This window comes from Pseudomonas sp. dw_358, from assembly GCF_018449655.1.
In the GTDB taxonomy this organism is placed as follows: domain Bacteria; phylum Pseudomonadota; class Gammaproteobacteria; order Pseudomonadales; family Pseudomonadaceae; genus Aquipseudomonas.
This window is the reverse complement of the sequence record NZ_JAAVUX010000005.1, coordinates 61,647-84,352: the sequence shown is the minus strand read 5'-3', so window position 1 is coordinate 84,352 and position 22,706 is coordinate 61,647. Positions and strand designations below refer to the sequence as shown.

Genomic DNA, 22,706 nt, shown 5'->3' with positions numbered 1-22,706 from the left:
GATGATCAAGACAGGATGGACGAGTGCGCTGATGGCACTGGCGGTCGGCATCTGCGCCAGCTGTGCGCAGGCAGCCGGTGAAGTATTCGTGATTCCGGCGCCAACTGTGGATGAACCGGTGACAACGGCCCACACAGAGACCGCCGTGTTCGCCGGCGGCTGCTTCTGGGGCGTTCAGGGCGTTTACCAACATGTCAAAGGCGTAAGCCAAGCGGTGTCTGGCTACACCGGTGGTCAGCCGCAGACCGCCCACTACGAACAGGTTGGTGAAGGAGGTACCGGGCATGCCGAATCAGTGCAAGTCACCTTCGACCCCAGTCAGGTGAGTTATGGCCAACTGCTGCAGATCTACTTTTCAGTGGTGCATGACCCCACCGAGCGTGACCGGCAGGGCCCCGACAGTGGCAGCCAATACCGCTCGACGGTGTTCGCCCAGACACCCGAGCAGCATCAGGTGGCTCAAGCGTACATCAGTCAGCTCAATGGCACCGGGGTGTACTCGAAGCCGCTGGCCACCACCATCGAAGACAACAAGACCTTCTACCCCGCCGAAGGCTACCACCAGAATTACCTGACCCTGCACCCCGACGCACCCTATATCGCCATCAATGACCAACCTAAAGTCGCCAATCTGGCCAAGGTATTCGCCAGTCATTACGAACAAAAGCCGGTATTGGTGAAGGAATGATGTCCCCAAGCCAAAATAAGCCCTGTGGAAAACTAGCCTTCAGCTCGGTTGATAACCGGGCTTGAAAGCTGAAGACAACCCACCCTGTGCATAACCATCACTTTAATCCACAGGCTTAGCTCGGTTATCAAGAGCCCTCAGAGGCACATGAGCACAACCTTTAATTTCTCTGTACATTAGACAAATAAAGGCCTGTATAGATCTATCCACAGAAATGTGCCTCTATAAATATAAACATAAAAATAAAGCTTTAATAAATTTCTCTCTTTTTTATTTCTTTTATCCCGTCGGTTTTCCACCCGTCCTCGCAGCTGGCTATTTTTTGGCCAGACGGTTCCTTTCGAGGGGGTGAAGTCCCTATACTTGTCGGCTATCCAATTAATCCCTATCAACAGGCACGAGGTGCGTGGTGGATTACCCTTCCCGTTTTGAAGTGATCGTCATCGGCGGCGGCCATGCCGGAACCGAGGCTGCGCTTGCGTCGGCACGCATGGGCGCAAAAACCCTGCTGTTGACACATAATGTGGAAACCTTGGGGCAGATGAGCTGCAACCCGGCCATCGGCGGCATCGGCAAGAGCCATTTGGTCAAAGAGATCGATGCGCTCGGTGGTGCCATGGCGCTGGCCACCGACAAGGGCGGTATCCAGTTTCGTGTACTGAACAACCGCAAGGGCCCGGCGGTGCGGGCGACTCGCGCCCAGGCCGACCGTATTCTGTACAAGGCGGCGGTACGGGAAATCCTCGAGAATCAGCCGAACCTGTGGATATTTCAGCAGGCCTGTGATGATCTGATTGTCGAACAGGATCAGGTGCGTGGCGTGGTGACCCAGATGGGTCTTCGCTTCCTCGCAGACGCTGTGGTGTTGACCACCGGGACCTTCCTCGGGGGACTTATCCACATCGGCATGCAGAACTATTCCGGCGGACGTGCCGGTGATCCGCCGTCGATTGCCCTGGCCCACCGTTTGCGCGAGCTGCCTTTGCGAGTGGGTCGCCTGAAGACCGGCACGCCGCCGCGCATCGACGGAAAATCCGTGGACTTCTCGGTGATGACCGAACAGCCGGGCGATACACCGATCCCGGTCATGTCGTTCATGGGCTCCAAGGAACTTCACCCCCGCCAGGTCAGTTGCTGGATTACCCACACCAACGCGCGTACCCACGAAATCATTGCTGCCAACCTGGACCGGTCGCCGATGTACTCCGGGGTGATCGAGGGCGTGGGACCACGGTATTGCCCGTCGATCGAAGACAAGATCCATCGCTTCGCCGACAAGGAAAGCCATCAGGTGTTCATCGAGCCGGAAGGCCTGACCACCCATGAGCTATACCCCAACGGCATTTCCACCTCGCTGCCCTTCGACGTGCAGTTGCAGATCGTGCGCTCGATCCGCGGGATGGAAAACGCCCATATCGTGCGACCCGGGTACGCCATTGAGTACGACTACTTCGACCCGCGCGACCTGAAATACAGCCTGGAAACCAAAGTCATCGGCGGCCTGTTCTTTGCTGGGCAGATCAACGGTACGACCGGTTACGAAGAAGCCGGTGCGCAAGGTCTGTTGGCGGGTGCCAACGCCGCGTTGCGTGCCCAGGGTCGAGAAAGCTGGTGCCCACGCCGCGATGAAGCGTACATCGGTGTGCTTGTGGATGACCTGATCACACTGGGCACCCAGGAGCCGTACCGGATGTTCACTTCCCGTGCGGAGTACCGGCTGATCCTGCGTGAAGACAATGCCGATCTGCGTCTGACTGAAAAAGGCCGGGAACTGGGGCTTGTCGATGACCAGCGCTGGGCGGCGTTCTGCATCAAGCGCGATGCCATCGCCGTGGAAGAGCAGCGTCTGAAAAGCACTTGGGTACGGCCGAACACGCCGTTGGGCGATGCCATTGGCGCGAAGTTCGGCACTCCGCTGGCCCACGAATACAACCTGATGAACCTGCTAAGCCGGCCGGAGATCGACTACGCTGCGCTGGTGGAAATCACCGGCGGCGGAGCGGATGATCAACAGGTCGCTGAACAGGTCGAGATCAAAACCAAATACGCGGGTTACATCGACCGTCAGCAGGATGAAATCGCTCGTCTGCGCGCCAGTGAAAACACACCGCTGCCTGTGGATATCGATTACCTGGCGATCACCGGGCTGTCCAAGGAGATCCAGAGCAAGCTGGGCGCCACGCGTCCGCAGACCTTGGGGCAAGCCTCGCGCATTCCCGGTGTCACGCCGGCAGCCATTTCCCTGCTGATGATCCACCTGAAAAAACGCGGCGCTGGCCGCGAGCTGGAGCAAAGCGCTTGAGTTCCATGGTTACCGAGCAGCATTCGCAGGAATTGGCCCAGGGCGCGCAGCAGCTGGGGATAACGTTGAGTGAGCAGCAGCATGCCCAGCTCCTTGCCTACCTGGCGCTGCTGATCAAGTGGAACAAGGCCTACAACCTCACGGCTGTGCGCAATCCGGACGAAATGGTCTCGCGGCATCTGCTCGATAGCTTAAGCATCGTCCCGTACATCGGCGACAGTGCCAGATGGCTGGACGTCGGCAGCGGTGGCGGCATGCCCGGTATCCCGCTGGCGATCCTGTTTCCCGAGAAGCAGATAACCACACTGGACAGCAACGGCAAGAAGACCCGCTTTCAGACCCAGGTGAAGTTGGAGCTCAAGCTCGCCAACCTGCAAGTTATCCACAGTCGGGTCGAAGACTTGCAACCGGAGCAGCCATTCTCCGGTATTGTCTCCAGGGCTTTCAGCAGCCTGGAAGATTTCAGCAACTGGACTCGCCACCTTGGTGACCAGCAAACACGCTGGTTGGCCATGAAAGGGCTGCATCCTGCCGACGAACTGGTAGCATTGCCGACAGATTTTCACCTCGACAGCGCGCAGGCACTGACCGTACCCGGTTGCCAAGGCCAACGGCATCTGCTGATACTGCGCCGCACGGCATGATTGGGAACACACGCAAGAATGGCTAAGGTATTCGCGATAGCGAACCAGAAGGGTGGCGTCGGCAAGACGACCACCTGCATCAACCTCGCAGCATCGCTGGTGGCGACCAAGCGCCGTGTGCTGCTGATCGACCTTGATCCCCAGGGCAATGCCACCATGGGCAGTGGTGTGGACAAGCACGCGCTGGAAAACTCCATCTACGACGTCTTGATCGGAGAGTGCGATCTGGCCCAGGCCATGCACTTTTCCGAGCACGGCGGATACCAGCTGCTGCCGGCCAACCGTGACCTGACGGCGGCCGAAGTGGTGCTGCTGGAAATGCAGATGAAGGAAAGCCGTCTGCGCAGCGCGCTGGAGCCGATTCGCGAGAACTATGACTACATCCTGATTGACTGCCCGCCGTCATTGTCCATGCTCACGCTCAACGCGTTGGTCGCGGCCGATGGCGTGATCATCCCCATGCAGTGTGAGTACTTCGCCCTTGAAGGGCTGAGCGACCTTGTGGATAACATCAAGCGCATTGGCGAGCTGCTAAACCCCAAGCTGCAGATCGAAGGGCTGTTGCGGACCATGTACGATCCACGTCTGAGCTTGATCAACGATGTCTCGGCCCAGCTCAAGGAGCATTTCGGCGATCAGCTTTACGACACGGTGATCCCGCGCAACATCCGTCTGGCCGAGGCGCCAAGCTTCGGCATGCCCGCTCTGGCGTACGACAAGCAATCCCGTGGTGCCCTGGCGTATCTGGCCCTGGCCGGCGAAATGGTTCGGCGTCAACGTCGTCAACTCCGCACTGCAGCGGCAACTTAAGGAATCCCATGGCCGTCAAGAAACGAGGTCTAGGACGTGGACTGGACGCCCTGCTCAGCGGGCCCACCGTCAGCTCTCTGGAAGAGCAGGCTGTTCAGATCGACCAGAAAGAGCTGCAGCATCTGCCGCTGGACGTCATCCAGCGCGGCAAATATCAGCCGCGCCGCGACATGGACCCGCAGGCGCTGGAAGAGTTGGCGCATTCGATCAAGAGCCAAGGTGTGATGCAGCCGATCGTGGTACGCCCGATTGCTGGCAATCGTTTCGAGATCATTGCCGGTGAAAGGCGCTGGCGCGCTTCGCAGCAAGCCGGGTTGGAAACCATTCCGGCCATGGTGCGCGATGTGCCGGACGAGACCGCGATTGCCATGGCGTTGATCGAGAATATCCAGCGCGAAGACCTCAACCCGGTGGAAGAAGCCGTGGCCCTGCAGCGCTTGCAGCAGGAGTTCCAGCTGACCCAGCAACAGGTCGCCGATGCAGTGGGCAAGTCCCGCGTGACGGTGGCCAACCTGCTGCGTCTGATTGCCCTGCCCGAAGTGATCAAGACCATGCTTAGCCATGGCGACCTGGAAATGGGACATGCCCGTGCATTGCTGGGTTTGCCTGAAGACCAGCAGGTTGAAGGTGCGCGACACGTTGTCGCACGGGGCCTGACGGTTCGTCAGACGGAGGCCTTGGTGCGTCAATGGTTGAGCGGCAAACCGGAGGTGGCGGAACCGGTCAAGGCCGATCCGGACATCACTCGCCTTGAGCAGCGCTTGGCAGAGCGGCTGGGCTCTGCGGTGCAGATTCGCCATGGGCAGAAAGGCAAAGGGCAACTCGTAATTCGTTACAATTCCCTTGACGAGCTCCAAGGTGTGCTTGCGCACATTCGTTGAAACAATCTAATTACGGCGAGCAGTCGGAAATCAATATCCGACAGTTGAATAGGGGCTTAACCGCCCCTATACTCTGCGCGCATTTTGTCGGCACAAATTATGCCAAGTTATTGTTTTTGGCGTGCCGATGCTTCAGGAGCAATTGCGATGGAAACCCGCACGCCAAACCGCTTGCCGTTTCATCGCCTGGCGGTTTTTCCGGTACTGCTGGCTCAATTGATCGTGTTATTGATTGCAGCCGTGGCGCTGTGGCAATGGCGAGGAGTCGTAGCCGGGTACTCAGGCCTCTGCGGAGGGCTGATAGTTTTGCTACCTAATATTTATTTTGCACACAAGGCATTCCGGTTTACCGGGGCCCGTGCCGCTCAAGCCATCGTCCGGTCTTTTTATGCCGGCGAGGCGGGCAAACTGATTTTGACGGCAGTGCTCTTTGCACTTACGTTTGCAGGCGTGAAGCCGTTGATGCCATTGGCAGTATTCGGCGTTTTCCTGCTGACCCAGGCGGTCAGCTGGTTTGCTCCCCTGCTAATGAGAACAAGACTTTCGAGACCTTAGGGCGTTTGAGGCAACCATGGCAGCAGAATCCGCTTCGGGCTATATCCAGCACCACTTGCAGAACCTGACCTTCGGTCAGATACCCGGCGGCGGCTGGGGCTTTGCCCACTCCGCAGCAGAAGCCAAGGCAATGGGCTTCTGGGCCTTCCACGTCGACACCTTGGGCTGGTCTGTTGCCCTGGGCCTGATCTTCGTGCTGATTTTCCGCATGGCAGGCAAGGCGGCCACTTCCGGCGTACCGGGCCCGTTGCAGAATTTCGTGGAAGTGCTGGTCGAGTTTATCGATGGCAGCGTCAAGGACAGCTTCCATGGCCGCAGCGCCGTGATTGCCCCTCTGGCCCTGACTATCTTCGTCTGGGTGTTCATGATGAACGCCATCGACCTGGTGCCCGTGGACTGGATTCCCCAGTTGGCGGCGAAAATCAGCGGCGACCACGAGATTCCGTTCCGTGCGGTCTCCACCACTGACCCGAACGCCACGCTGGCCATGGCCTTCTGCGTGTTTGCTCTGATCATTTTCTACAGCATCAAGATCAAGGGCCTGGGCGGTTTCATCGGCGAACTGACTCTGCACCCGTTCGGCAGCAAGAACATTTTCCTGCAGATCCTGCTGATCCCGGTCAACTTCCTGCTGGAATTCGTGACCCTGATCGCCAAGCCTATTTCGCTGGCACTGCGGCTGTTCGGCAACATGTATGCTGGCGAACTTGTGTTCATCCTGATCGCCGTGATGTTCGGCAGCGGTCTGCTCTGGCTGAGTGGCCTGGGGGTTGTCCTGCAATGGGCGTGGGCAGTCTTCCACATCCTGATCATCACCTTGCAGGCGTTCATCTTCATGATGCTGACCATCGTCTACCTTTCGATGGCACACGAAGACAATCATTAAGATCTGCTCTAGGGCGTATCTGATGCCCCAGCCGCTTCGGTGGCTGGGGGAGGCCTTCGCGGGCCGAAGCGACGATTTGTTACACCGCTTTAAAATCTAAGAAAACCTAACCAATACGACGTTAAAAGTCGGGAGGAAAGATGGAAACTGTAGTTGGTCTAACCGCTATCGCTGTTGCACTGCTGATCGGCCTGGGTGCCTTGGGTACTGCCATTGGTTTCGGCCTGCTCGGCGGCAAATTCCTGGAAGGCGCTGCGCGTCAGCCAGAAATGGTTCCGATGCTGCAAGTCAAAATGTTCATCGTCGCCGGTCTGCTCGACGCTGTGACCATGATCGGTGTTGGTATCGCTCTGTTCTTCACCTTCGCGAACCCCTTCGTTGGCCAACTCGCTGGCTGATCACTCGAATTTTCGAGTGATCGGGTGTGATGGACAAAGAACGAGCGAGGTGTTGGCGTGAACATTAATGCAACCCTGATTGGCCAGTCCGTTGCGTTCTTCATTTTTGTACTGTTTTGCATGAAGTTCGTGTGGCCTCCGGTCATCGCGGCTTTGCACGAACGTCAGAAGAAGATCGCGGACGGATTGGACGCTGCCAGCCGAGCGGCTCGCGACCTGGAGTTGGCCCAAGATAAAGCGGGTCAACAACTGCGCGATGCCAAGACTCAGGCAGCCGAGATCATCGAGCAGGCCAAGAAACGCGGTGCGCAACTCGTAGAGGAGGCCCGTGAACAGGCCCGTCTCGAAGCTGACCGTGTGAAGGCTCAGGCTCAGGCCGAGATCGAACAGGAACTGAACGGCGTCAAAGACGCGCTGCGGGCCCAAGTGGGCTTGCTGGCCGTAGGCGGTGCCGAGAAGATCCTGGGCGCCACTATCGATCAAAACGCGCACGCGGAGCTGGTTAACAAACTGGCTGCTGAAATTTAAGCGAGGGCGATCATGGCAGAACTGACCACGTTGGCCCGACCTTACGCAAAGGCGGCCTTCGAGCTTGCGCAGGCCCACCAGCAACTGGCCGGTTGGTCAGCCATGCTCGGCCTGGCTGCAGCGGTGTCGCAAGACGACACCATGCAGCGCATGCTCAAGGCCCCGCGACTGACGAGCGCACAAAAGGCCGCCACTTTTATCGAAGTGTGCGGTGACCAGTTTGACAAGCAGGCACAGAATTTCATTCATGTGGCCGCGGAAAACGATCGTCTCCAGTTGTTGCCGGAGATATCGGCTCTGTTCGACCTGTACAAGGCCGAGCAAGAGAAATCCGTGGACGTGGAAGTCACCAGTGCCTTCGCGTTGAACCAAGAACAGCAAGACAAACTCGCCAAGGTTCTCAGTGCACGGCTCGGCCGGGAAGTGCGCCTGCACGCTGCGGAGGACGCCGCCCTGATCGGGGGTGTTGTCATTCGCGCCGGCGACCTGGTTATCGATGGTTCAGTGCGTGGCAAACTCGCGCAACTGGCCCAAGCATTGAAATCTTGAGTTTGAAGGGGCAGCAGAGCAATGCAGCAACTCAATCCTTCCGAAATAAGTGAAATTATCAAGGGCCGCATCGAAAACCTCGATGTGACCTCTCAAGCCCGTAACGAAGGCACCGTCGTCAGCGTGTCTGACGGTATTGTGCGGATTCACGGTCTGGCCGACGTCATGTACGGCGAAATGATCGAGTTTCCCGGTGGCGTCTTCGGCATGGCTCTCAACCTGGAGCAGGACTCCGTAGGTGCCGTTATTCTCGGTGCTTACCAGTCGCTGGCCGAAGGCATGAGCGCCAAGTGCACTGGCCGCGTCCTGGAAGTTCCGGTGGGCAAGGAATTGCTGGGTCGCGTCGTCGACGCGCTGGGCAACCCTGTCGACGGCAAAGGTCCACTGGGTCACACCGAGACCGATGCGGTCGAGAAAGTCGCTCCAGGCGTGATCTGGCGTAAATCGGTAGACCAGCCTGTACAGACTGGCTACAAGGCTGTCGATGCCATGATCCCGGTAGGCCGTGGCCAGCGCGAGCTGATCATCGGTGACCGTCAGATCGGCAAGACCGCCATGGCGATCGACGCCATCATCAACCAGAAGAACTCCGGTATCTTCTGCGTCTACGTGGCTGTGGGTCAGAAACAATCGACCATCGCCAACGTGGTTCGCAAGCTGGAAGAGAACGGCGCTCTGGCCAACACCATCGTGGTCGCTGCCAGCGCCTCGGAATCGGCTGCATTGCAGTTCCTGGCTCCGTACTCCGGCTGCACCATGGGTGAATACTTCCGCGACCGCGGTGAAGACGCGCTGATCGTCTATGACGATCTGTCCAAGCAAGCAGTGGCTTACCGCCAGATTTCCCTGCTGCTGCGCCGTCCGCCAGGCCGTGAAGCCTACCCAGGTGACGTGTTCTATCTCCACTCCCGTCTGCTGGAGCGCGCATCGCGTGTTTCCGAAGAGTACGTAGAGAAGTTCACCAATGGCGCAGTGACTGGCAAGACCGGTTCCCTGACCGCATTGCCGATCATCGAAACCCAGGCTGGCGACGTTTCCGCGTTCGTTCCGACCAACGTGATCTCGATCACCGACGGTCAGATCTTCCTGGAATCGGCCATGTTCAACTCCGGCATCCGCCCGGCTGTGAACGCCGGTGTTTCGGTATCCCGTGTGGGCGGCGCCGCTCAGACCAAGATCATCAAGAAGCTGTCCGGCGGTATCCGTACCGCGCTGGCTCAGTACCGTGAACTGGCGGCATTCGCCCAGTTCGCCTCTGACCTGGACGAAGCCACTCGCAAGCAGCTCGAGCACGGTCAACGTGTTACCGAACTGATGAAGCAGAAGCAATACGCGCCAATGTCCATCGCGGACATGGGCCTGTCGCTGTATGCCGCCGAGCGTGGTTTCCTGACCGATATCGAGATCCCGAAAATCGGTAGCTTCGAGCAGGCCCTGATTGCTTACTTCAACCGCGATCACGCCGATTTGATGGCGAAGATCAACGTGAAGGGTGACTTCAATGACGACATCGATAAAGGCATGAAAGCCGGTATCGAGAAGTTCAAGGCCACCCAAACCTGGTAAGCCGCAGTGGGAGCCGCGAGGCTCCCGCTTGCTAACCCGATAGGTGTTACATGGCAGGCGCAAAAGAGATTCGCAGCAAGATTGCGAGCATCAAAAGCACGCAAAAGATTACAAGCGCCATGGAAAAAGTGGCGGTCAGCAAAATGCGCAAGGCACAAATGCGCATGGCAGCCAGCCGTCCCTACGCCGAGCGTATCCGTCAGGTGATTGGTCACCTGGCCAACGCCAACCCGGAATACCGTCACCCTTTCATGATCGACCGCGAAGTCAAACGCGCCGGTTATATCGTGGTGAGCAGTGACCGTGGTCTGTGCGGCGGCTTGAACACCAACCTGTTCAAGGCACTGGTCAAGGATATGGCGCAAAACCGTGAGCACGGCATCGACATCGATATCTGTGTGATCGGCAGCAAGGGCGCGGTATTTTTCCGCAGCTTTGGCGGCAACGTCGTGGCAGCGATCAGTCACTTGGGCGAAGCGCCATCGATCAATGATCTGATCGGCAGCGTCAAGGTGATGCTGGATGCTTACCTGGAAGGCCGTATTGACCGTCTGTCCGTGGTGTCCAACAAGTTTGTCAACACGATGACTCAGAAGCCCACGGTCGAGCAATTGATTCCGTTGGTGGCCACACCGCAACAGGAACTCAAGCACCACTGGGACTATGTCTACGAACCCGACGCCAAAGAGCTGCTGGACGGCTTGATGGTGCGTTACGTGGAATCGCAGGTGTACCAGGCGGTGGTCGAGAACAACGCTGCAGAACAAGCGGCGCGGATGATCGCGATGAAGAATGCAACCGACAACGCCGGCGACCTGATCAAGGATCTCCAGTTGGTCTACAACAAGGCACGTCAGGCTGCGATCACCCAAGAGATCTCGGAAATCGTCGGCGGTGCTGCCGCGGTTTAACGGTTCAAATATTCAGAGGATCCTGCTATGAGTAGCGGACGTATCGTTCAAATCATCGGCGCCGTCATCGACGTGGAATTTCCACGCGACAGCGTACCGAGCATCTACAACGCGCTGTTGGTAAAAAGCGCTGCTGGCACGACCCTCGAAGTTCAGCAACAGCTGGGCGACGGCGTGGTTCGTACCATTGCCATGGGTTCCACTGAAGGCCTCAAGCGTGGCCTGGAAGTGTCCGACTCCGGCGCTGCCATTTCCGTACCTGTCGGTAAAGCGACCCTGGGCCGGATCATGGACGTCCTCGGTAACCCGATCGACGAAGCTGGCCCGATCGACACCGAAGAGCGCTGGGGCATCCACCGTCCCGCGCCGACCTTTGCAGAGCAGGCGGGCGGCAACGACCTGCTGGAAACCGGCATCAAGGTCATCGATCTGATCTGCCCGTTCGCCAAGGGCGGTAAAGTCGGTCTGTTCGGTGGTGCCGGTGTCGGCAAGACCGTCAACATGATGGAACTGATCCGTAACATCGCGATGGAACACAGCGGTTATTCCGTGTTCGCCGGTGTGGGTGAGCGTACTCGTGAAGGTAACGACTTCTATCACGAGATGAAGGACTCCAACGTTCTGGACAAGGTTGCACTGGTCTACGGTCAAATGAACGAGCCACCGGGAAACCGTCTGCGCGTCGCGCTGACCGGTCTGACCATGGCCGAGAAATTCCGTGATGAAGGTAACGACGTTCTGTTGTTCGTCGACAACATCTACCGCTACACCCTGGCCGGTACCGAAGTATCCGCACTGCTGGGTCGTATGCCTTCGGCAGTAGGTTACCAGCCGACGCTGGCTGAAGAGATGGGCGTGCTGCAGGAGCGCATCACTTCGACCAAGGCCGGTTCGATCACTTCGGTACAAGCTGTTTATGTACCTGCGGATGACTTGACCGACCCGTCGCCAGCTACCACCTTCGCCCACTTGGACGCCACCGTCGTACTGTCCCGTGACATCGCCTCCCTGGGTATCTACCCGGCGGTCGATCCACTGGATTCGACTTCGCGCCAACTGGACCCGGACGTGGTCGGCCAGGAACACTACGACACCGCCCGGGGTGTGCAGTACGTGTTGCAGCGCTACAAAGAGCTGAAAGACATCATCGCGATCCTGGGTATGGACGAGCTGTCGGAAACCGACAAGCAACTCGTATCGCGCGCGCGGAAGATTCAGCGCTTCCTGTCGCAGCCTTTCTTCGTGGCTGAAGTCTTCACCGGTGCCCCAGGTAAATACATTTCCCTGAAAGACACCATTGCTGGCTTCAAAGGCATCCTCAACGGTGACTACGACCACCTGCCAGAACAAGCGTTCTACATGGTCGGCCCCATCGAAGAAGCGATCGAGAAAGCCAAGAAACTGTAATCCCGGCGCCCGGCAACGGGCGCTAATCAGGTTGAGGCAAGCTAATGGCTATGACAGTCCATTGCGATATCGTCAGTGCGGAAGGAGAGATTTTCTCCGGTCTGGTCGAGATGGTGATTGCGCACGGTAACCTGGGTGATCTTGGTATCGCTCCGGGGCACGCGCCGCTGATCACCGACTTGAAGCCAGGTCCGATCCGCCTGATCAAACAGGGTGGGGACGCCGAGGTGTTTTACATCTCCGGTGGTTTCCTCGAGGTTCAGCCGAACATGGTCAAGGTTCTTGCCGACACCGTGCAACGTGCTGCCGACCTGGACGAAGCCTCCGCTCAGCAAGCCGTCAAGGCGGCCGAGCAGGCCCTGAATGAACGCGGTGCGGAATTCGATTACGGAGCCGCCACTGCACGCCTGGCCGAAGCCGCAGCTCAGCTGCGCACGGTCCAGCAGATCCGCAAAAAATTCGGTGGCTAAGCCGCTGTCTCTCTGCGATTGAGTTAAAGGGTAGCCTCGGCTACCCTTTTTCTTTTTCCGCCCCTGTAGCCCGACGTCGCAAGCGCCGACCCTCGCGGCCCTCCGCACGCCCAGCATTGGAAGCCTGTATGTCTCTCGATATCGTCATTCTCGCCGCCGGCCAAGGGACGCGCATGCGTTCGGCGCTGCCCAAGGTTCTGCATCCGGTCGCTGGCCGGTCGATGCTTGGCCATGTTATCCACAGCGCTCGGCAGCTGGATCCGCAGGGCATTCATGTGGTGATCGGCCATGGTGCCGAGACTGTGCGCGAACGGCTAGGTGCCGAAGACCTGAGCTTTGTGCGGCAGGATCGCCAGCTGGGCACCGGTCACGCGGTGGCTCAGGCACTGCCAGGGCTGACGGCCGATACGGTATTGATCCTCTATGGCGACGTCCCGTTGATCGAGACCGCCACTTTGCGACGCCTGCTGGCGCGCGTCACGCCGGATCGCCTGGGTTTGTTGACGGTCAATCTGGCCGATCCGACGGGTTACGGCCGGATCGTGCGCGACGCTGCCGGTGCTGTCACGGCCATCGTCGAACACAAGGACGCGACTGAACAACAGCGCGTCATTTGCGAAGGCAACACGGGGATTCTCGCCGTGCCTGGCCAGCGTCTGACCGATTGGCTGGGGCGTCTGTCGAACCATAACGCCCAGGGCGAGTATTACCTGACTGATGTAATCGCGATGGCCGTGGCCGATGGGCTGGTAGTCGATACCGAAACAGCACGGGACCCAATGGAAGTGCAGGGCGCCAACGATCGCCGCCAACTGGCCGAGCTTGAGCGTCATTACCAATGGCGCGAGGCGCTGCGGGTCATGGCGGCCGGTGTGACGCTGCGTGATCCGGCGCGCTTTGACGTGCGCGGAGATATCACCGTAGGACGAGATGTCACGATTGATGTCAACGTGATTCTGGAAGGCCAAGTGGTGATCGAAGACGACGTGGTCATCGGGCCGAACTGCTACATCAAAGACAGCATCCTGCGTCGAGGCGTTGTGCTCAAGGCCAACAGCCATCTCGATGGCGCCGTACTCGGTGAGGGCAGCGATGCCGGACCGTTTGCGCGGTTGCGGCCGGGCAGCAGCTTGGGGCCGAGGGCCCATGTGGGTAACTTTGTCGAACTGAAGAATGCCCAACTGGGAGAGGGGGCCAAAGCTGGCCATCTGGCCTATCTGGGAGACGCCACCATCGGCGCGCGCACCAATATTGGCGCGGGCACCATCACCTGCAATTACGACGGCGTCAATAAACACCGCACGGTGCTGGGCGAGGACGTGTTCATCGGATCAAACAATTCGTTGGTGGCGCCTGTGGATATCTCCGCCGGTGCAACCACGGCGGCGGGCTCGACTATCACTCAGGATGTGCCGGCCGCGCAGTTGGCGGTTGGACGAGCGAGACAGCGGAATATCGAAGGTTGGAAACGACCGGAGAAGATCATCAAGCCTTGAGGTGGGGATCGCTGTCAGCAGTTCATCAATAGGCTTGACTCTAACCTTCGTTTGAGTTTTGATTGCCGGCATTAAATTTCGAATCGAAACTTAAACCGCCATGTCGAAACGCAATACACCCCAGCGTCGCCATAACATCCTCGCCCTGCTCGCCGAGAAGGGCGAAGTCACTGTGGATGAATTGGCCAGACAGTTTGCGACCTCCGAAGTGACCATCCGCAAGGATCTGGCCGCGCTGGAGAGCAACGGGCTTTTGTTACGCCGCTACGGCGGGGCGATCACCATGCCCCAGGAATTGATCAACGAAACGGCCATCCCGGTTTCCTGCTACAAGCAGGCAATTGCCGCTGCGGCTGTGCAGCGGATCAAGGAGCACGCGCGGATCATTATCGACAGCGGCACTACCACCGCCGCTATGATCCCTCGGTTGGGCCAGCAAACTGGCCTGGTGGTCATGACCAATTCCCTGCACGTCGCCAATGCGCTCAGCCAACTGGAGCATGAACCTGTACTGCTGATGACAGGTGGCACCTGGGACCCCCATTCCGAATCGTTCCAAGGCCAAGTGGCCGAGCAGGTCCTGCGTTCCTATGACTTTGACCAATTATTTATCGGAGCCGATGGCCTGGATCTTCAGCGTGGTACCACGACGTTCAATGAGTTGCTGGGTCTGAGCCGCGTCATGGCCGAGGCGGCGCGTGAAGTGATTGTCATGCTGGAATCGGACAAGCTGGGCCGCAAAATACCCAATCTGGAGCTGCCTTGGAGCAGCATCCATACCCTTATTACCGATGATCGCCTGCCCCAGGCTGAACGCGATCAGATTCAGGCGCGCGGCATCAATGTGGTCTGCGCCGCCCTCAGTCAGGAGATTTGATTATGTGTGGAATCGTTGGCGCGATCGCTGAACGCAACGTCACCGCTATTCTGGTCGAAGGCCTCAAGCGCCTGGAATACCGTGGCTACGACAGCGCCGGTGTTACTCTGTTGGACAACCACGGCCGCCTGGAGCGCCGTCGGCGCTTGGGCAAGGTCAGCGAACTGGCGCATGCGCTGCAAGAACAGCCACTGGCTGGCAAGCTGGGTATCGCCCACACGCGCTGGGCGACTCATGGCGCGCCGAGCGAGGCGAATGCGCACCCACATTTCTCTGGCGAGCAAGTCGCGGTGGTACACAACGGCATCATCGAGAACCATGAAGTGCTGCGCGAGCGCTTGATTGGTCTGGGTTATGTGTTTACCTCGCAGACTGACACCGAGGTCATCGCTCACCTGTTGCACCACACCCTCAAGGAACTGCCGGATATTGCCGATGCGCTCAAGGCCACGGTGAAACAGTTGCACGGTGCCTATGGCCTGGCAGCCATCTGCATGGCCCAGCCCGATCGCCTGGTCGCGGCGCGCAGCGGCAGCCCGCTGGTCATCGGTCTGGGCCTGGGAGAGAACTTCCTGGCGTCCGATCAACTGGCCTTGCGTCAGGTCACCGATCGCTTCGTTTACCTTGAAGAGGGTGACATTGCCGAGATCCGTCGCGAAAGCGTGCAGATCTGGGACGCCAGCGGTGCCGTGGTCCAGCGTGAAAATGTGCAGTATCACGAGGGTGCCGAAGCGGCCGACAAAGGTATCTATCGCCACTTCATGCTCAAGGAAATCCACGAGCAGCCCAAAGTCGTGCAGCGCACCCTGGAAGGACGCCTGGGCCAGAACCAAGTTCTGGTCCAGGCATTCGGCCCTCAGGCGGCCGAGTTGTTCGCCAAGGTTCGCAACGTACAGATCGTCGCGTGCGGGACCAGCTACCATGCCGGCATGGTAGCCCGGTACTGGCTCGAAGAGCTGGCCTCGATCCCATGCCAAGTTGAAGTCGCCAGCGAGTTCCGTTACCGCAAGGTCATGGTGCAGCCCGATACATTGTTCGTGTCCATCTCCCAGTCCGGCGAGACCGCCGACACCCTGGCCGCCTTGCGCAATGCCAAGCAAATGGGCTACCTGGGCAGTCTGGCGATCTGCAACGTCGGCATCAGCTCGCTGGTGCGCGAATCCGACCTGACCCTGCTGACCCAGGCCGGACCGGAGATCGGTGTCGCGTCCACCAAGGCGTTCACCACCCAGCTGGTTGCGTTGATGCTGTTGACCCTGTCGCTGGGTCAAGTGCATGGCACGCTGGCGCCAGCGCAGGAAGCATTGCTGGTTGAAGAACTGCGCCGCCTGCCAGTCCGTCTGGGCGAGGCACTGGCCATGGACACCACCGTGGAACACATCTCCGAACTGTTCGCCGAGAAACACCACACGCTGTTCCTGGGGCGGGGAGCGCAGTTCCCGGTGGCGATGGAGGGAGCGCTCAAGCTCAAGGAGATTTCCTACATCCATGCCGAGGCTTATCCGGCAGGCGAGTTGAAGCACGGTCCCCTGGCCCTGGTGGACAGCGACATGCCCGTGGTCACGGTTGCACCCAATAACGAATTGCTGGAAAAGCTCAAGTCCAACTTGCAGGAAGTCCGTGCGCGTGGCGGTGAATTGATCGTCTTTGCTGATGCTGAAGCAAATTTTACAGACGAAGTGGGGGTGCATGTTGTCGCGATGCCGCACATCATCGACGCATTGGCACCTATCCTGTACACCGTGCCTTTGCAGCTGCTGTCCTACTACGTCGCCGTCCTGCGTGGTACTGACGTCGACCAGCCGCGCAATCTTGCCAAGTCAGTGACAGTGGAATAGGCCTGTAACCTCATCGGGTGGGCCGCTATGATGCTTGATTGGATCCGCTGCCACCCCAAGAGGACTCTATGCACAAGGCGCTTATCGTCGACGACCACCCGTTCATCCGCGCCACCGTCAGGATGTTGCTTGCCGGAGCCAAGGTGGAGGTCATTGGCGAGGCAGACAACGGGCCTCAGGCGATCGCTCTGGCCCGCGACCATCTCCCGGACCTGATCGTCCTCGACATCGCCATACCGCGGCTGGACGGCATGGAGGTCATCCATCGCCTGAACACCATGGGGCTGCGCAGCCGTATCCTCGTGCTCACCTCTCAACCGGCTGAAGTCTATGCCGAGCGCTGCCGTCGGGCAGGGGTGGACGGTTACTTCTCCAAGACCGGCGAGCTCACCGATCTGACCAAGGCATTCAGGACAGTCTTGGCGGGCAAGGAATATTACCCTCGGCTGGCCACCAGCTCTGTGGTGGGCCCGGACGTGCAGTCGGCCGACATGGCGCTGATCAAGCAGCTGTCCAATAAGGAGTTGGTCATTCTCCAGCAGTTGGCGTTGGGCAAGAGCAACAAGATGATCAGCCAGGAAATGTTGTTGAGCTCCAAGACCATCAGTACCTACAAGACGCGACTGTTGGAAAAGTTGCAGCTGTCCTCCGTCATCTATCTGGCCGATTTTGCCAAGCGCAACAATCTGATCTGATGAAACGCCTGTGGCTGTGGCTGTGGGTAAGTGTGTGGTCCCTGCACGCACTGGCAGCGCCTGTCACGCCCCAAACCCTGCACTTGCTGGGCCGCTCCCATGTCGAAGGTTACGAGCTGGCCTTGAGCCCTGACGATCGTGAGTGGCTGCGGGCTCGGGGCACACTGACGCTGGGAACGTCGGCACCCGATTATGCGCCGTTCGACATCAGCCATAACGGCCTGGACTACGAAGGCTTGACCGCCGACTACGCGCAACTGCTGGGCGAGTTGCTGGGGGTGGCGGTGCATGTGCGGCGCTACGGGCACCGAGGCGATGCCGTGCAGGCGTTGCACAACGGCGACATCGATCTGCTGGGCAGTGCCAACGAGTATGAGTTTCAGGACCCAACCCTTATACGGGCCGGTGACTATGCCGAGGATCAGCCAGTACTGGTCACCCGCCCGGACCAGAAAGCCAAGGCCGAAGGAGAAATGGCCAACGTGCGCGTGGCGATGCTCGACCACTATCGACCCGCTGCAGCATTTGCCGCGTTGTATCCCCGGGCCAGCCTGCAGGGTTACCCGTCTGTCCTGGATGCACTGAGTGCGGTGGCTTTCGGGCGTGCCGATGTCTATCTCGGTGACGCCATCACCGCCGATTATCAGATCGCCAGCAATGCCTTTGACAACCTGCAACTCGCGGATTTTTCGCGGCTGGAAAGCAGCGGTTTCGCTTTCGCCACCAGCGCTCAGGATGCTCGCCTTGCCCGGATCATCCGCGCGGCCATCGAGAGCGTGCCTGCCACCGAACGCATGGCCCTGCTACATCGGTGGAACGCTGATGCCAAGGGCATGCCCGACCAGCGCACACTGCAACTCAGCGATCAAGAACAGGCATGGCTGACGGACCATCCTCGGGTAAAGCTGGCGGTCGACCCCTCCTTTGTTCCCTTTACGTTTTTCGATCAGCAAGGCCAGCTACGCGGGCTGAGCGCCGATGTTCTGGCCCGGGTCACCCAATTGACCGGGTTACAGTTCGACATCGTCCGTGAGTCCGGGGTGGTCGCCATGATCGGCGCGCTGGGGCGAGGCTCTGTCGATTTGATTGGCGCCCTGACCCCCAGTGGCTTGCACAACGGCACGTTGAGCTTTACCCGGCCTTATCTGAGCACGCCCAATGTATTGATCAGCCCCTCGGCAACTGTCTCCGACTTTGAGGATCTGACAGGCAAGGCACTCGCGGTGGTCGCAGGCGATGCGAGGAATGCCGACTTGCAGCAACGCTATCCACGGGTGCGGCTGGTGCCTGTGATCAATACCGAGCACGTCTTCGATGCGGTGGAGCGAGGTGTAACCAGTGCCGGCATTACTTCGCTGATGGCCGCCCGCTATCGGATCGCTCGCCGCCGTGACGATGAGCCTTGGCACGTTGTCGCGACCCTTGCCGATGCGCCGGCACAATTAGCGTTCGCTGTACGGCCGGAGGCTTGGCAGTTGCAGTCCATTCTGGACAAGGTGCTGTTGAGCATGCCGCCCGCGGATTTCCAGACCTTGATCAATCGCTGGCGTGGGGATCGCGTGGAGAGGGAAAATTATTGGCAGCGACACCGTCACCTGATCATGGTCGGCGGCTCCATATTGCTGGTCTTGTTGCTGCTCAGCGCAGCCGCGTTGGCTTGGCAGCGTCGCCTGATGGCGAAGTTGCATGCCGCGCAGCTGGAAGCCGATGCGGCGAACCGAGCCAAGACGACTTTTCTGGCAACCATGAGCCACGAGATTCGCACGCCCATGAACGCGGTGCTCGGCATGTTGGAAATGGCTAGCCAGCAAGCTGAGAAAGGCGTGCTCGACCGCGCTGCAATCGAGGTGGCCAGCACCTCGGCCCATAGCCTGCTGGAGTTGATTGGCGATATTCTCGATGTGGTGCGTATCGAATCCGGGCAGCTGGCATTGCGTCCCCAGCCTGTCGCTCTGCGGGAGCTGGCCGCCAGCGTCATCAGGGCCTTCGAGGGGTTGGCGCGGCAAAAGAACATCGCGCTCGACCTGAGCGATGATGGGCTGGGGGATGTCCATGTGCTGCTTGATCCGCTGCGCTTCAAGCAGGTGCTCTCCAACCTGCTGGGCAATGGTATCAAGTTCACCGAGCGCGGCAGCGTCAGTCTCTCGCTGTCGCTGGCTGCCGAAAAGACGGCCGGACAATGCTGGCTCCACTGCCGGGTCAAGGACACGGGCATCGGGATCGACGCGGCGAGTCAGGCGTTGCTGTTCCAACCATTCGCCCAGGTTTCGCAGCAACAAGCCGGCGGCTCCGGGCTTGGACTGATGATCAGTCGCCACCTTTGCGAATTGATGGGGGGCCATCTGGAATTGGTCAGTGCACCCGGAAGCGGCACCGAAGTGACGGTCGAATTGCCCGTCCCGATCGTGCAGCGGCCCGAGGTCCATGCGCAGGCGCTGCCTGTGGTGGCGGTGGTGGCACAGCTGCGCGTTTTGGTGGTGGATGACTATGCCCCCAACCGCTTGTTGCTGGCTCGACAACTGGAATGGATGGGGCACCAGGTAGTCGTGGTCGATGACGGCGAAGCCGCCTTGGCCGTCTGGCAGCCGGGGCAATTCGATGCGGTGATTACCGACTGCAATATGCCGCGAATGGACGGCTATGCACTGACCCGCGAAATCCGCCGACGAGAGACCCTCACCAACGAAGCCCCCGTGTTGATATTCGGCTTTACGGCGAATGCCCAGCCCCAAGAGCAGGCACGCTGTCTGGACGCCGGAATGAATGACTGTCTGTTCAAACCATTAGGACTTGAGCGGCTGCGCCAGGCACTGCACCCATTGTCCAGCGCCCGCGCCTCGATGCCGCCGACGGACCGCACGTCTTCTGTGTGGCTGCCCGAGGTGCTGGAACAACTGGCGGGGGGCAATCGGGACATTGTCGATACCTTGCTGGAAGAGTTGCGGGTCAGTCTCGACCAGGACGGCAGGGACTTGCGCGACCTCTGGCAACGCAATGACTCAGCCGGGTTGAATCACGTCGCTCACAGGATCAAAGGCGGCGCCCGGATCGTTCGGGCTACAGCGCTGGTGGATTGCTGCGAGGCGCTGGAAGATGTGATCGCTCAAGGTCAGGTGGACCGGGTCGACCGGGCAGTGGATGACTTGCTCCAGGCGGTGTCCGAGCTGGGTACCGCGATCCTGCTGTACCGAGCATAAGGCCGCATTCAGATGTTTCTGGTCTTGGATGGATCCCCCAGCCATGTCGAGTAAGGTGGCTGTTGGCTGCACTCATAATGGATGTGACGACCCTCGACGTGCACGGTACGACCATCACACTCAATGCGCAGGCTTTCTCCACTGTGAAAGGTCAGACAATGAATACTCAGGCCGTCACGGCTCTGGATCTCATGGCTGCGCAGATCCAGAAGGTTGATCAGCCCAAGCTGCAGATGGGCGATGTTCAGCGTTAGCTGGCTTGGATTCTCGCGCTGGGGAGAGCGCTGGCCAGCCGATTGAGGCAGACGATAGGTTCGCATGATTGATTCCCTGCAGTCCGTCACGGGGCGTTATGCACCGATTTGTTTCGGCTTATTAGTATTAACATTATCCTGAGCAAAACCATTGGAAGCGTCCGAAAACTCTGTAGGACTTGGCCTATTCGTTGTTTACCCCGTTACAAAATCGGCGAGACCAGGCGGGCGACCCGCATGCCGACTTGCAACCATCTATTGGTCTGGCGGCTGTCCTCTATCGATATTTCCTGGCTAAGGGCGAAGTCTGCTTCCAGCATCTGTTCAACCTGGCTCGCGAAGTCGCTGTCCACGGTCAGCAACATGATCTCGAAATTCAAGCGGAAAGAACGGTTGTCCATGTTGGCGCTACCGATCGCACTGATTTCGCTGTCTACCAGTACGACCTTTTGATGCAGAAAGCCCGGCGTGTAACGAAACATGCGCACACCCGCTTTGACCGCCTGGAACGCGAACAGACTGGAAGCGGCGTAAACGACCCGGTGGTCAGGCCTTGAAGGTAACAGGATGCGCACATCCACACCTCGCAACACCGCCAGACGCAAAGCGGCGAAGACCGCCTCATCGGGGATAAAATAGGGCGTGGTAATCCACACCCGCTCATTGGCCGCGTGGATGGCTTCGACGAAAAACAGTGAGCAGGTCTCTTGTGCATCGGCGGGTCCGGTGGCCAGTACCTGGCACAAAACGCCGTGGTCGTCGTAGGTATCAGGTAGCATCAGCGGTGGAAGCTGACGCGATGCCCAGAACCAATCTTCGGCGAAGGATTCCTGAAGGCAGGCGATGACCGGCCCGGCCACTTGCACGTGGGTATCGCGCCACGGCGAGAGCTTGGGCTCACCGCCCAAGTACTCGTCTCCAACGTTATGGCCGCCGACAAAGCCGACCACGCCATCCACCACCACGATCTTGCGGTGGTTGCGGAAGTTGACCTGAAATCGATTGAAAAGACCGCTTCGGGTGGCAAAGGCACGGATATGCACGCCGCCTTCACGCAGTCGGGTGTTGTAGCTGCGTGGGAGCGCATGGCTGCCGACCCTGTCGTAGAGGACATAAATCTGCACACCCTGAGCGGCTTTCTCCAACAACAGTGCTTGCAGCTGTCGCCCGATATGGTCGTCATGGATGATGAAAAACTGCACAAGAATCACGTCCTTTGCCGCACGCATCGCGGCAAAGATAGCGTCAAAGGTTTCCTTGCCGTTGATTAGCAGGCTCACCTTGTTATTGGCCAGGCACGGCATACGTCCCAGCTTGGGCATTGCGCGCAATGAAGCGTAGGAAGCGGAACCACGGGCTGCGAGCGCTTCCTCTACCCAGGGGCGCCAGTTCAGGTCGGCAATGGCGGTATGCATCTCTCGGTTGGCTTGGCGGCGCGCCTCGATGTAAGCGTCAAAGGTGCGTCGGCCGAACACCAAATACGGGATCAGAGTCAGATAAGGCACGAAGAGCAACGACAGCGCCCAGGCGATCGAGCCCTGCGCGGTGCGCACGGTGAGTACCGCATGTGTGGCTGCCACCAACCCCAGCAAATGCATCAACCCGATAAAATAGCCCAACAGATAAGGACTGTGAAAATCCATGCGGGTGATTGCTCCTTTGATAACCTGCGTCTAGCGCCCACTGCGGGCAGTACAACAGACCGCACAGCAAGGTGCGGGTTTCGCATCACATTGGCAGGCAACGTAGTGACG

The 22,706-nt window shown here is 59.1% G+C and carries 21 protein-coding genes; 19 read left to right on the top strand and 2 right to left on the bottom strand.

From position 1 onward, the window contains the following. The first annotated feature begins 1 nt into the window (after nt 1). The 19 genes from msrA (at nt 2) to HB675_RS09555 (ending at nt 20,698) form a co-directional block, all read left to right on the top strand. Nucleotides 2-688 (top strand): peptide-methionine (S)-S-oxide reductase MsrA, encoded by a 687-nt coding sequence (msrA, locus tag HB675_RS09645; RefSeq protein ID WP_213878076.1) that lies wholly within the window; start codon nt 2-4, stop codon nt 686-688. Nucleotides 689-1,097: 409 nt separating this feature from the next. Then, on the top strand, nt 1,098-2,990 hold the full coding sequence (mnmG, locus tag HB675_RS09640; RefSeq protein ID WP_213878075.1) for a tRNA uridine-5-carboxymethylaminomethyl(34) synthesis enzyme MnmG: 1,893 nt from the start codon (nt 1,098-1,100) through the stop codon (nt 2,988-2,990). Between the two features lie 5 nt (nt 2,991-2,995). Beyond that, complete coding sequence (gene rsmG, locus HB675_RS09635) at nt 2,996-3,634, top strand: 16S rRNA (guanine(527)-N(7))-methyltransferase RsmG (RefSeq protein ID WP_213878312.1); 639 nt, start codon at nt 2,996-2,998, stop codon at nt 3,632-3,634. A gap of 18 nt (nt 3,635-3,652) precedes the next feature. Continuing rightward, complete coding sequence (locus tag HB675_RS09630; protein WP_213878074.1) at nt 3,653-4,444, top strand: ParA family protein; 792 nt, start codon at nt 3,653-3,655, stop codon at nt 4,442-4,444. A gap of 8 nt (nt 4,445-4,452) precedes the next feature. Further along, nucleotides 4,453-5,325 carry a ParB/RepB/Spo0J family partition protein gene (locus HB675_RS09625; protein ID WP_213878073.1) on the top strand — a complete coding sequence of 291 codons (873 nt, stop codon included), beginning with the start codon at nt 4,453-4,455 and terminating at the stop codon, nt 5,323-5,325. A 147-nt stretch (nt 5,326-5,472) separates the two neighbouring features. Next, on the top strand, nt 5,473-5,880 hold the full coding sequence (locus HB675_RS09620) for a F0F1 ATP synthase subunit I (RefSeq protein WP_213878072.1): 408 nt from the start codon (nt 5,473-5,475) through the stop codon (nt 5,878-5,880). 16 nt (nt 5,881-5,896) lie between these two features. After that, entirely contained in the window at nt 5,897-6,766 is an 870-nt protein-coding gene (gene atpB / locus HB675_RS09615; protein ID WP_213878071.1) for a F0F1 ATP synthase subunit A, read from the top strand. 140 nt (nt 6,767-6,906) lie between these two features. After that, a complete protein-coding gene (atpE, locus tag HB675_RS09610; RefSeq protein WP_002555987.1) occupies nt 6,907-7,164 on the top strand; it encodes a F0F1 ATP synthase subunit C in 258 nt (85 codons plus the stop codon). A gap of 57 nt (nt 7,165-7,221) precedes the next feature. Next, entirely contained in the window at nt 7,222-7,692 is a 471-nt protein-coding gene (locus HB675_RS09605; protein WP_213878070.1) for a F0F1 ATP synthase subunit B, read from the top strand. Nucleotides 7,693-7,704: 12 nt separating this feature from the next. Beyond that, nucleotides 7,705-8,241 (top strand): F0F1 ATP synthase subunit delta, encoded by a 537-nt coding sequence (locus tag HB675_RS09600; RefSeq protein ID WP_213878069.1) that lies wholly within the window; start codon nt 7,705-7,707, stop codon nt 8,239-8,241. Between the two features lie 21 nt (nt 8,242-8,262). Continuing rightward, nucleotides 8,263-9,807 (top strand): F0F1 ATP synthase subunit alpha, encoded by a 1,545-nt coding sequence (atpA, locus tag HB675_RS09595; protein WP_213878068.1) that lies wholly within the window; start codon nt 8,263-8,265, stop codon nt 9,805-9,807. A gap of 50 nt (nt 9,808-9,857) precedes the next feature. Continuing rightward, a complete protein-coding gene (gene atpG / locus HB675_RS09590) occupies nt 9,858-10,718 on the top strand; it encodes a F0F1 ATP synthase subunit gamma (RefSeq protein ID WP_213878063.1) in 861 nt (286 codons plus the stop codon). A gap of 27 nt (nt 10,719-10,745) precedes the next feature. After that, a complete protein-coding gene (atpD, locus tag HB675_RS09585) occupies nt 10,746-12,125 on the top strand; it encodes a F0F1 ATP synthase subunit beta (protein ID WP_213878061.1) in 1,380 nt (459 codons plus the stop codon). Nucleotides 12,126-12,169: 44 nt separating this feature from the next. Continuing rightward, the gene (locus tag HB675_RS09580; protein ID WP_213878059.1) at nt 12,170-12,595 is read left to right on the top strand and encodes a F0F1 ATP synthase subunit epsilon; all 426 of its coding nucleotides are present in this window, start codon (nt 12,170-12,172) and stop codon (nt 12,593-12,595) included. 128 nt (nt 12,596-12,723) lie between these two features. Beyond that, nucleotides 12,724-14,091, top strand: coding sequence for a bifunctional UDP-N-acetylglucosamine diphosphorylase/glucosamine-1-phosphate N-acetyltransferase GlmU (gene glmU, locus HB675_RS09575; protein ID WP_213878057.1), 1,368 nt, complete (start codon nt 12,724-12,726; stop codon nt 14,089-14,091). Nucleotides 14,092-14,191: 100 nt separating this feature from the next. After that, nucleotides 14,192-14,968, top strand: a complete 777-nt coding sequence (locus HB675_RS09570; RefSeq protein WP_213878056.1) for a DeoR family transcriptional regulator — start codon at nt 14,192-14,194, stop codon at nt 14,966-14,968. A gap of 2 nt (nt 14,969-14,970) precedes the next feature. Beyond that, the gene (gene glmS, locus HB675_RS09565; protein ID WP_213878054.1) at nt 14,971-16,806 is read left to right on the top strand and encodes a glutamine--fructose-6-phosphate transaminase (isomerizing); all 1,836 of its coding nucleotides are present in this window, start codon (nt 14,971-14,973) and stop codon (nt 16,804-16,806) included. A gap of 68 nt (nt 16,807-16,874) precedes the next feature. Further along, nucleotides 16,875-17,501 carry a response regulator transcription factor gene (locus HB675_RS09560; RefSeq protein WP_213878052.1) on the top strand — a complete coding sequence of 209 codons (627 nt, stop codon included), beginning with the start codon at nt 16,875-16,877 and terminating at the stop codon, nt 17,499-17,501. Beyond that, on the top strand, nt 17,501-20,698 hold the full coding sequence (locus HB675_RS09555; RefSeq protein WP_213878050.1) for a transporter substrate-binding domain-containing protein: 3,198 nt from the start codon (nt 17,501-17,503) through the stop codon (nt 20,696-20,698). Before HB675_RS09560 ends, HB675_RS09555 begins: the two co-directional genes overlap by 1 nt. A gap of 8 nt (nt 20,699-20,706) precedes the next feature. Here the strand turns inward: HB675_RS09555 and HB675_RS09550 are convergent, their stop codons facing one another. Beyond that, nucleotides 20,707-21,018, bottom strand: a complete 312-nt coding sequence (locus HB675_RS09550) for a hypothetical protein (protein ID WP_213878049.1) — start codon at nt 21,016-21,018, stop codon at nt 20,707-20,709. Nucleotides 21,019-21,155: 137 nt separating this feature from the next. Next, on the bottom strand, nt 21,156-22,595 hold the full coding sequence (cls, locus tag HB675_RS09545; protein ID WP_213878047.1) for a cardiolipin synthase: 1,440 nt from the start codon (nt 22,593-22,595) through the stop codon (nt 21,156-21,158). Nucleotides 22,596-22,706: the final 111 nt, after the last annotated feature.

Coding starts and splice junctions, on each gene's coding strand:
- HB675_RS09560 (WP_213878052.1), top strand. CDS start 16,875: ATGCACAAGGCGCTTATCGTCGACGACCACCCGTTCATCCGCGCCACC.
- HB675_RS09600 (WP_213878069.1), top strand. CDS start 7,705: ATGGCAGAACTGACCACGTTGGCCCGACCTTACGCAAAGGCGGCCTTC.
- cls (WP_213878047.1), bottom strand. CDS start 22,595: ATGGATTTTCACAGTCCTTATCTGTTGGGCTATTTTATCGGGTTGATG.
- atpA (WP_213878068.1), top strand. CDS start 8,263: ATGCAGCAACTCAATCCTTCCGAAATAAGTGAAATTATCAAGGGCCGC.
- atpG (WP_213878063.1), top strand. CDS start 9,858: ATGGCAGGCGCAAAAGAGATTCGCAGCAAGATTGCGAGCATCAAAAGC.
- HB675_RS09550 (WP_213878049.1), bottom strand. CDS start 21,018: ATGCGAACCTATCGTCTGCCTCAATCGGCTGGCCAGCGCTCTCCCCAG.
- HB675_RS09625 (WP_213878073.1), top strand. CDS start 4,453: ATGGCCGTCAAGAAACGAGGTCTAGGACGTGGACTGGACGCCCTGCTC.
- HB675_RS09630 (WP_213878074.1), top strand. CDS start 3,653: ATGGCTAAGGTATTCGCGATAGCGAACCAGAAGGGTGGCGTCGGCAAG.
- msrA (WP_213878076.1), top strand. CDS start 2: ATGATCAAGACAGGATGGACGAGTGCGCTGATGGCACTGGCGGTCGGC.
- HB675_RS09620 (WP_213878072.1), top strand. CDS start 5,473: ATGGAAACCCGCACGCCAAACCGCTTGCCGTTTCATCGCCTGGCGGTT.
- atpB (WP_213878071.1), top strand. CDS start 5,897: ATGGCAGCAGAATCCGCTTCGGGCTATATCCAGCACCACTTGCAGAAC.
- HB675_RS09580 (WP_213878059.1), top strand. CDS start 12,170: ATGGCTATGACAGTCCATTGCGATATCGTCAGTGCGGAAGGAGAGATT.
- HB675_RS09570 (WP_213878056.1), top strand. CDS start 14,192: ATGTCGAAACGCAATACACCCCAGCGTCGCCATAACATCCTCGCCCTG.
- rsmG (WP_213878312.1), top strand. CDS start 2,996: ATGGTTACCGAGCAGCATTCGCAGGAATTGGCCCAGGGCGCGCAGCAG.
- HB675_RS09555 (WP_213878050.1), top strand. CDS start 17,501: ATGAAACGCCTGTGGCTGTGGCTGTGGGTAAGTGTGTGGTCCCTGCAC.
- glmS (WP_213878054.1), top strand. CDS start 14,971: ATGTGTGGAATCGTTGGCGCGATCGCTGAACGCAACGTCACCGCTATT.
- atpD (WP_213878061.1), top strand. CDS start 10,746: ATGAGTAGCGGACGTATCGTTCAAATCATCGGCGCCGTCATCGACGTG.
- glmU (WP_213878057.1), top strand. CDS start 12,724: ATGTCTCTCGATATCGTCATTCTCGCCGCCGGCCAAGGGACGCGCATG.
- atpE (WP_002555987.1), top strand. CDS start 6,907: ATGGAAACTGTAGTTGGTCTAACCGCTATCGCTGTTGCACTGCTGATC.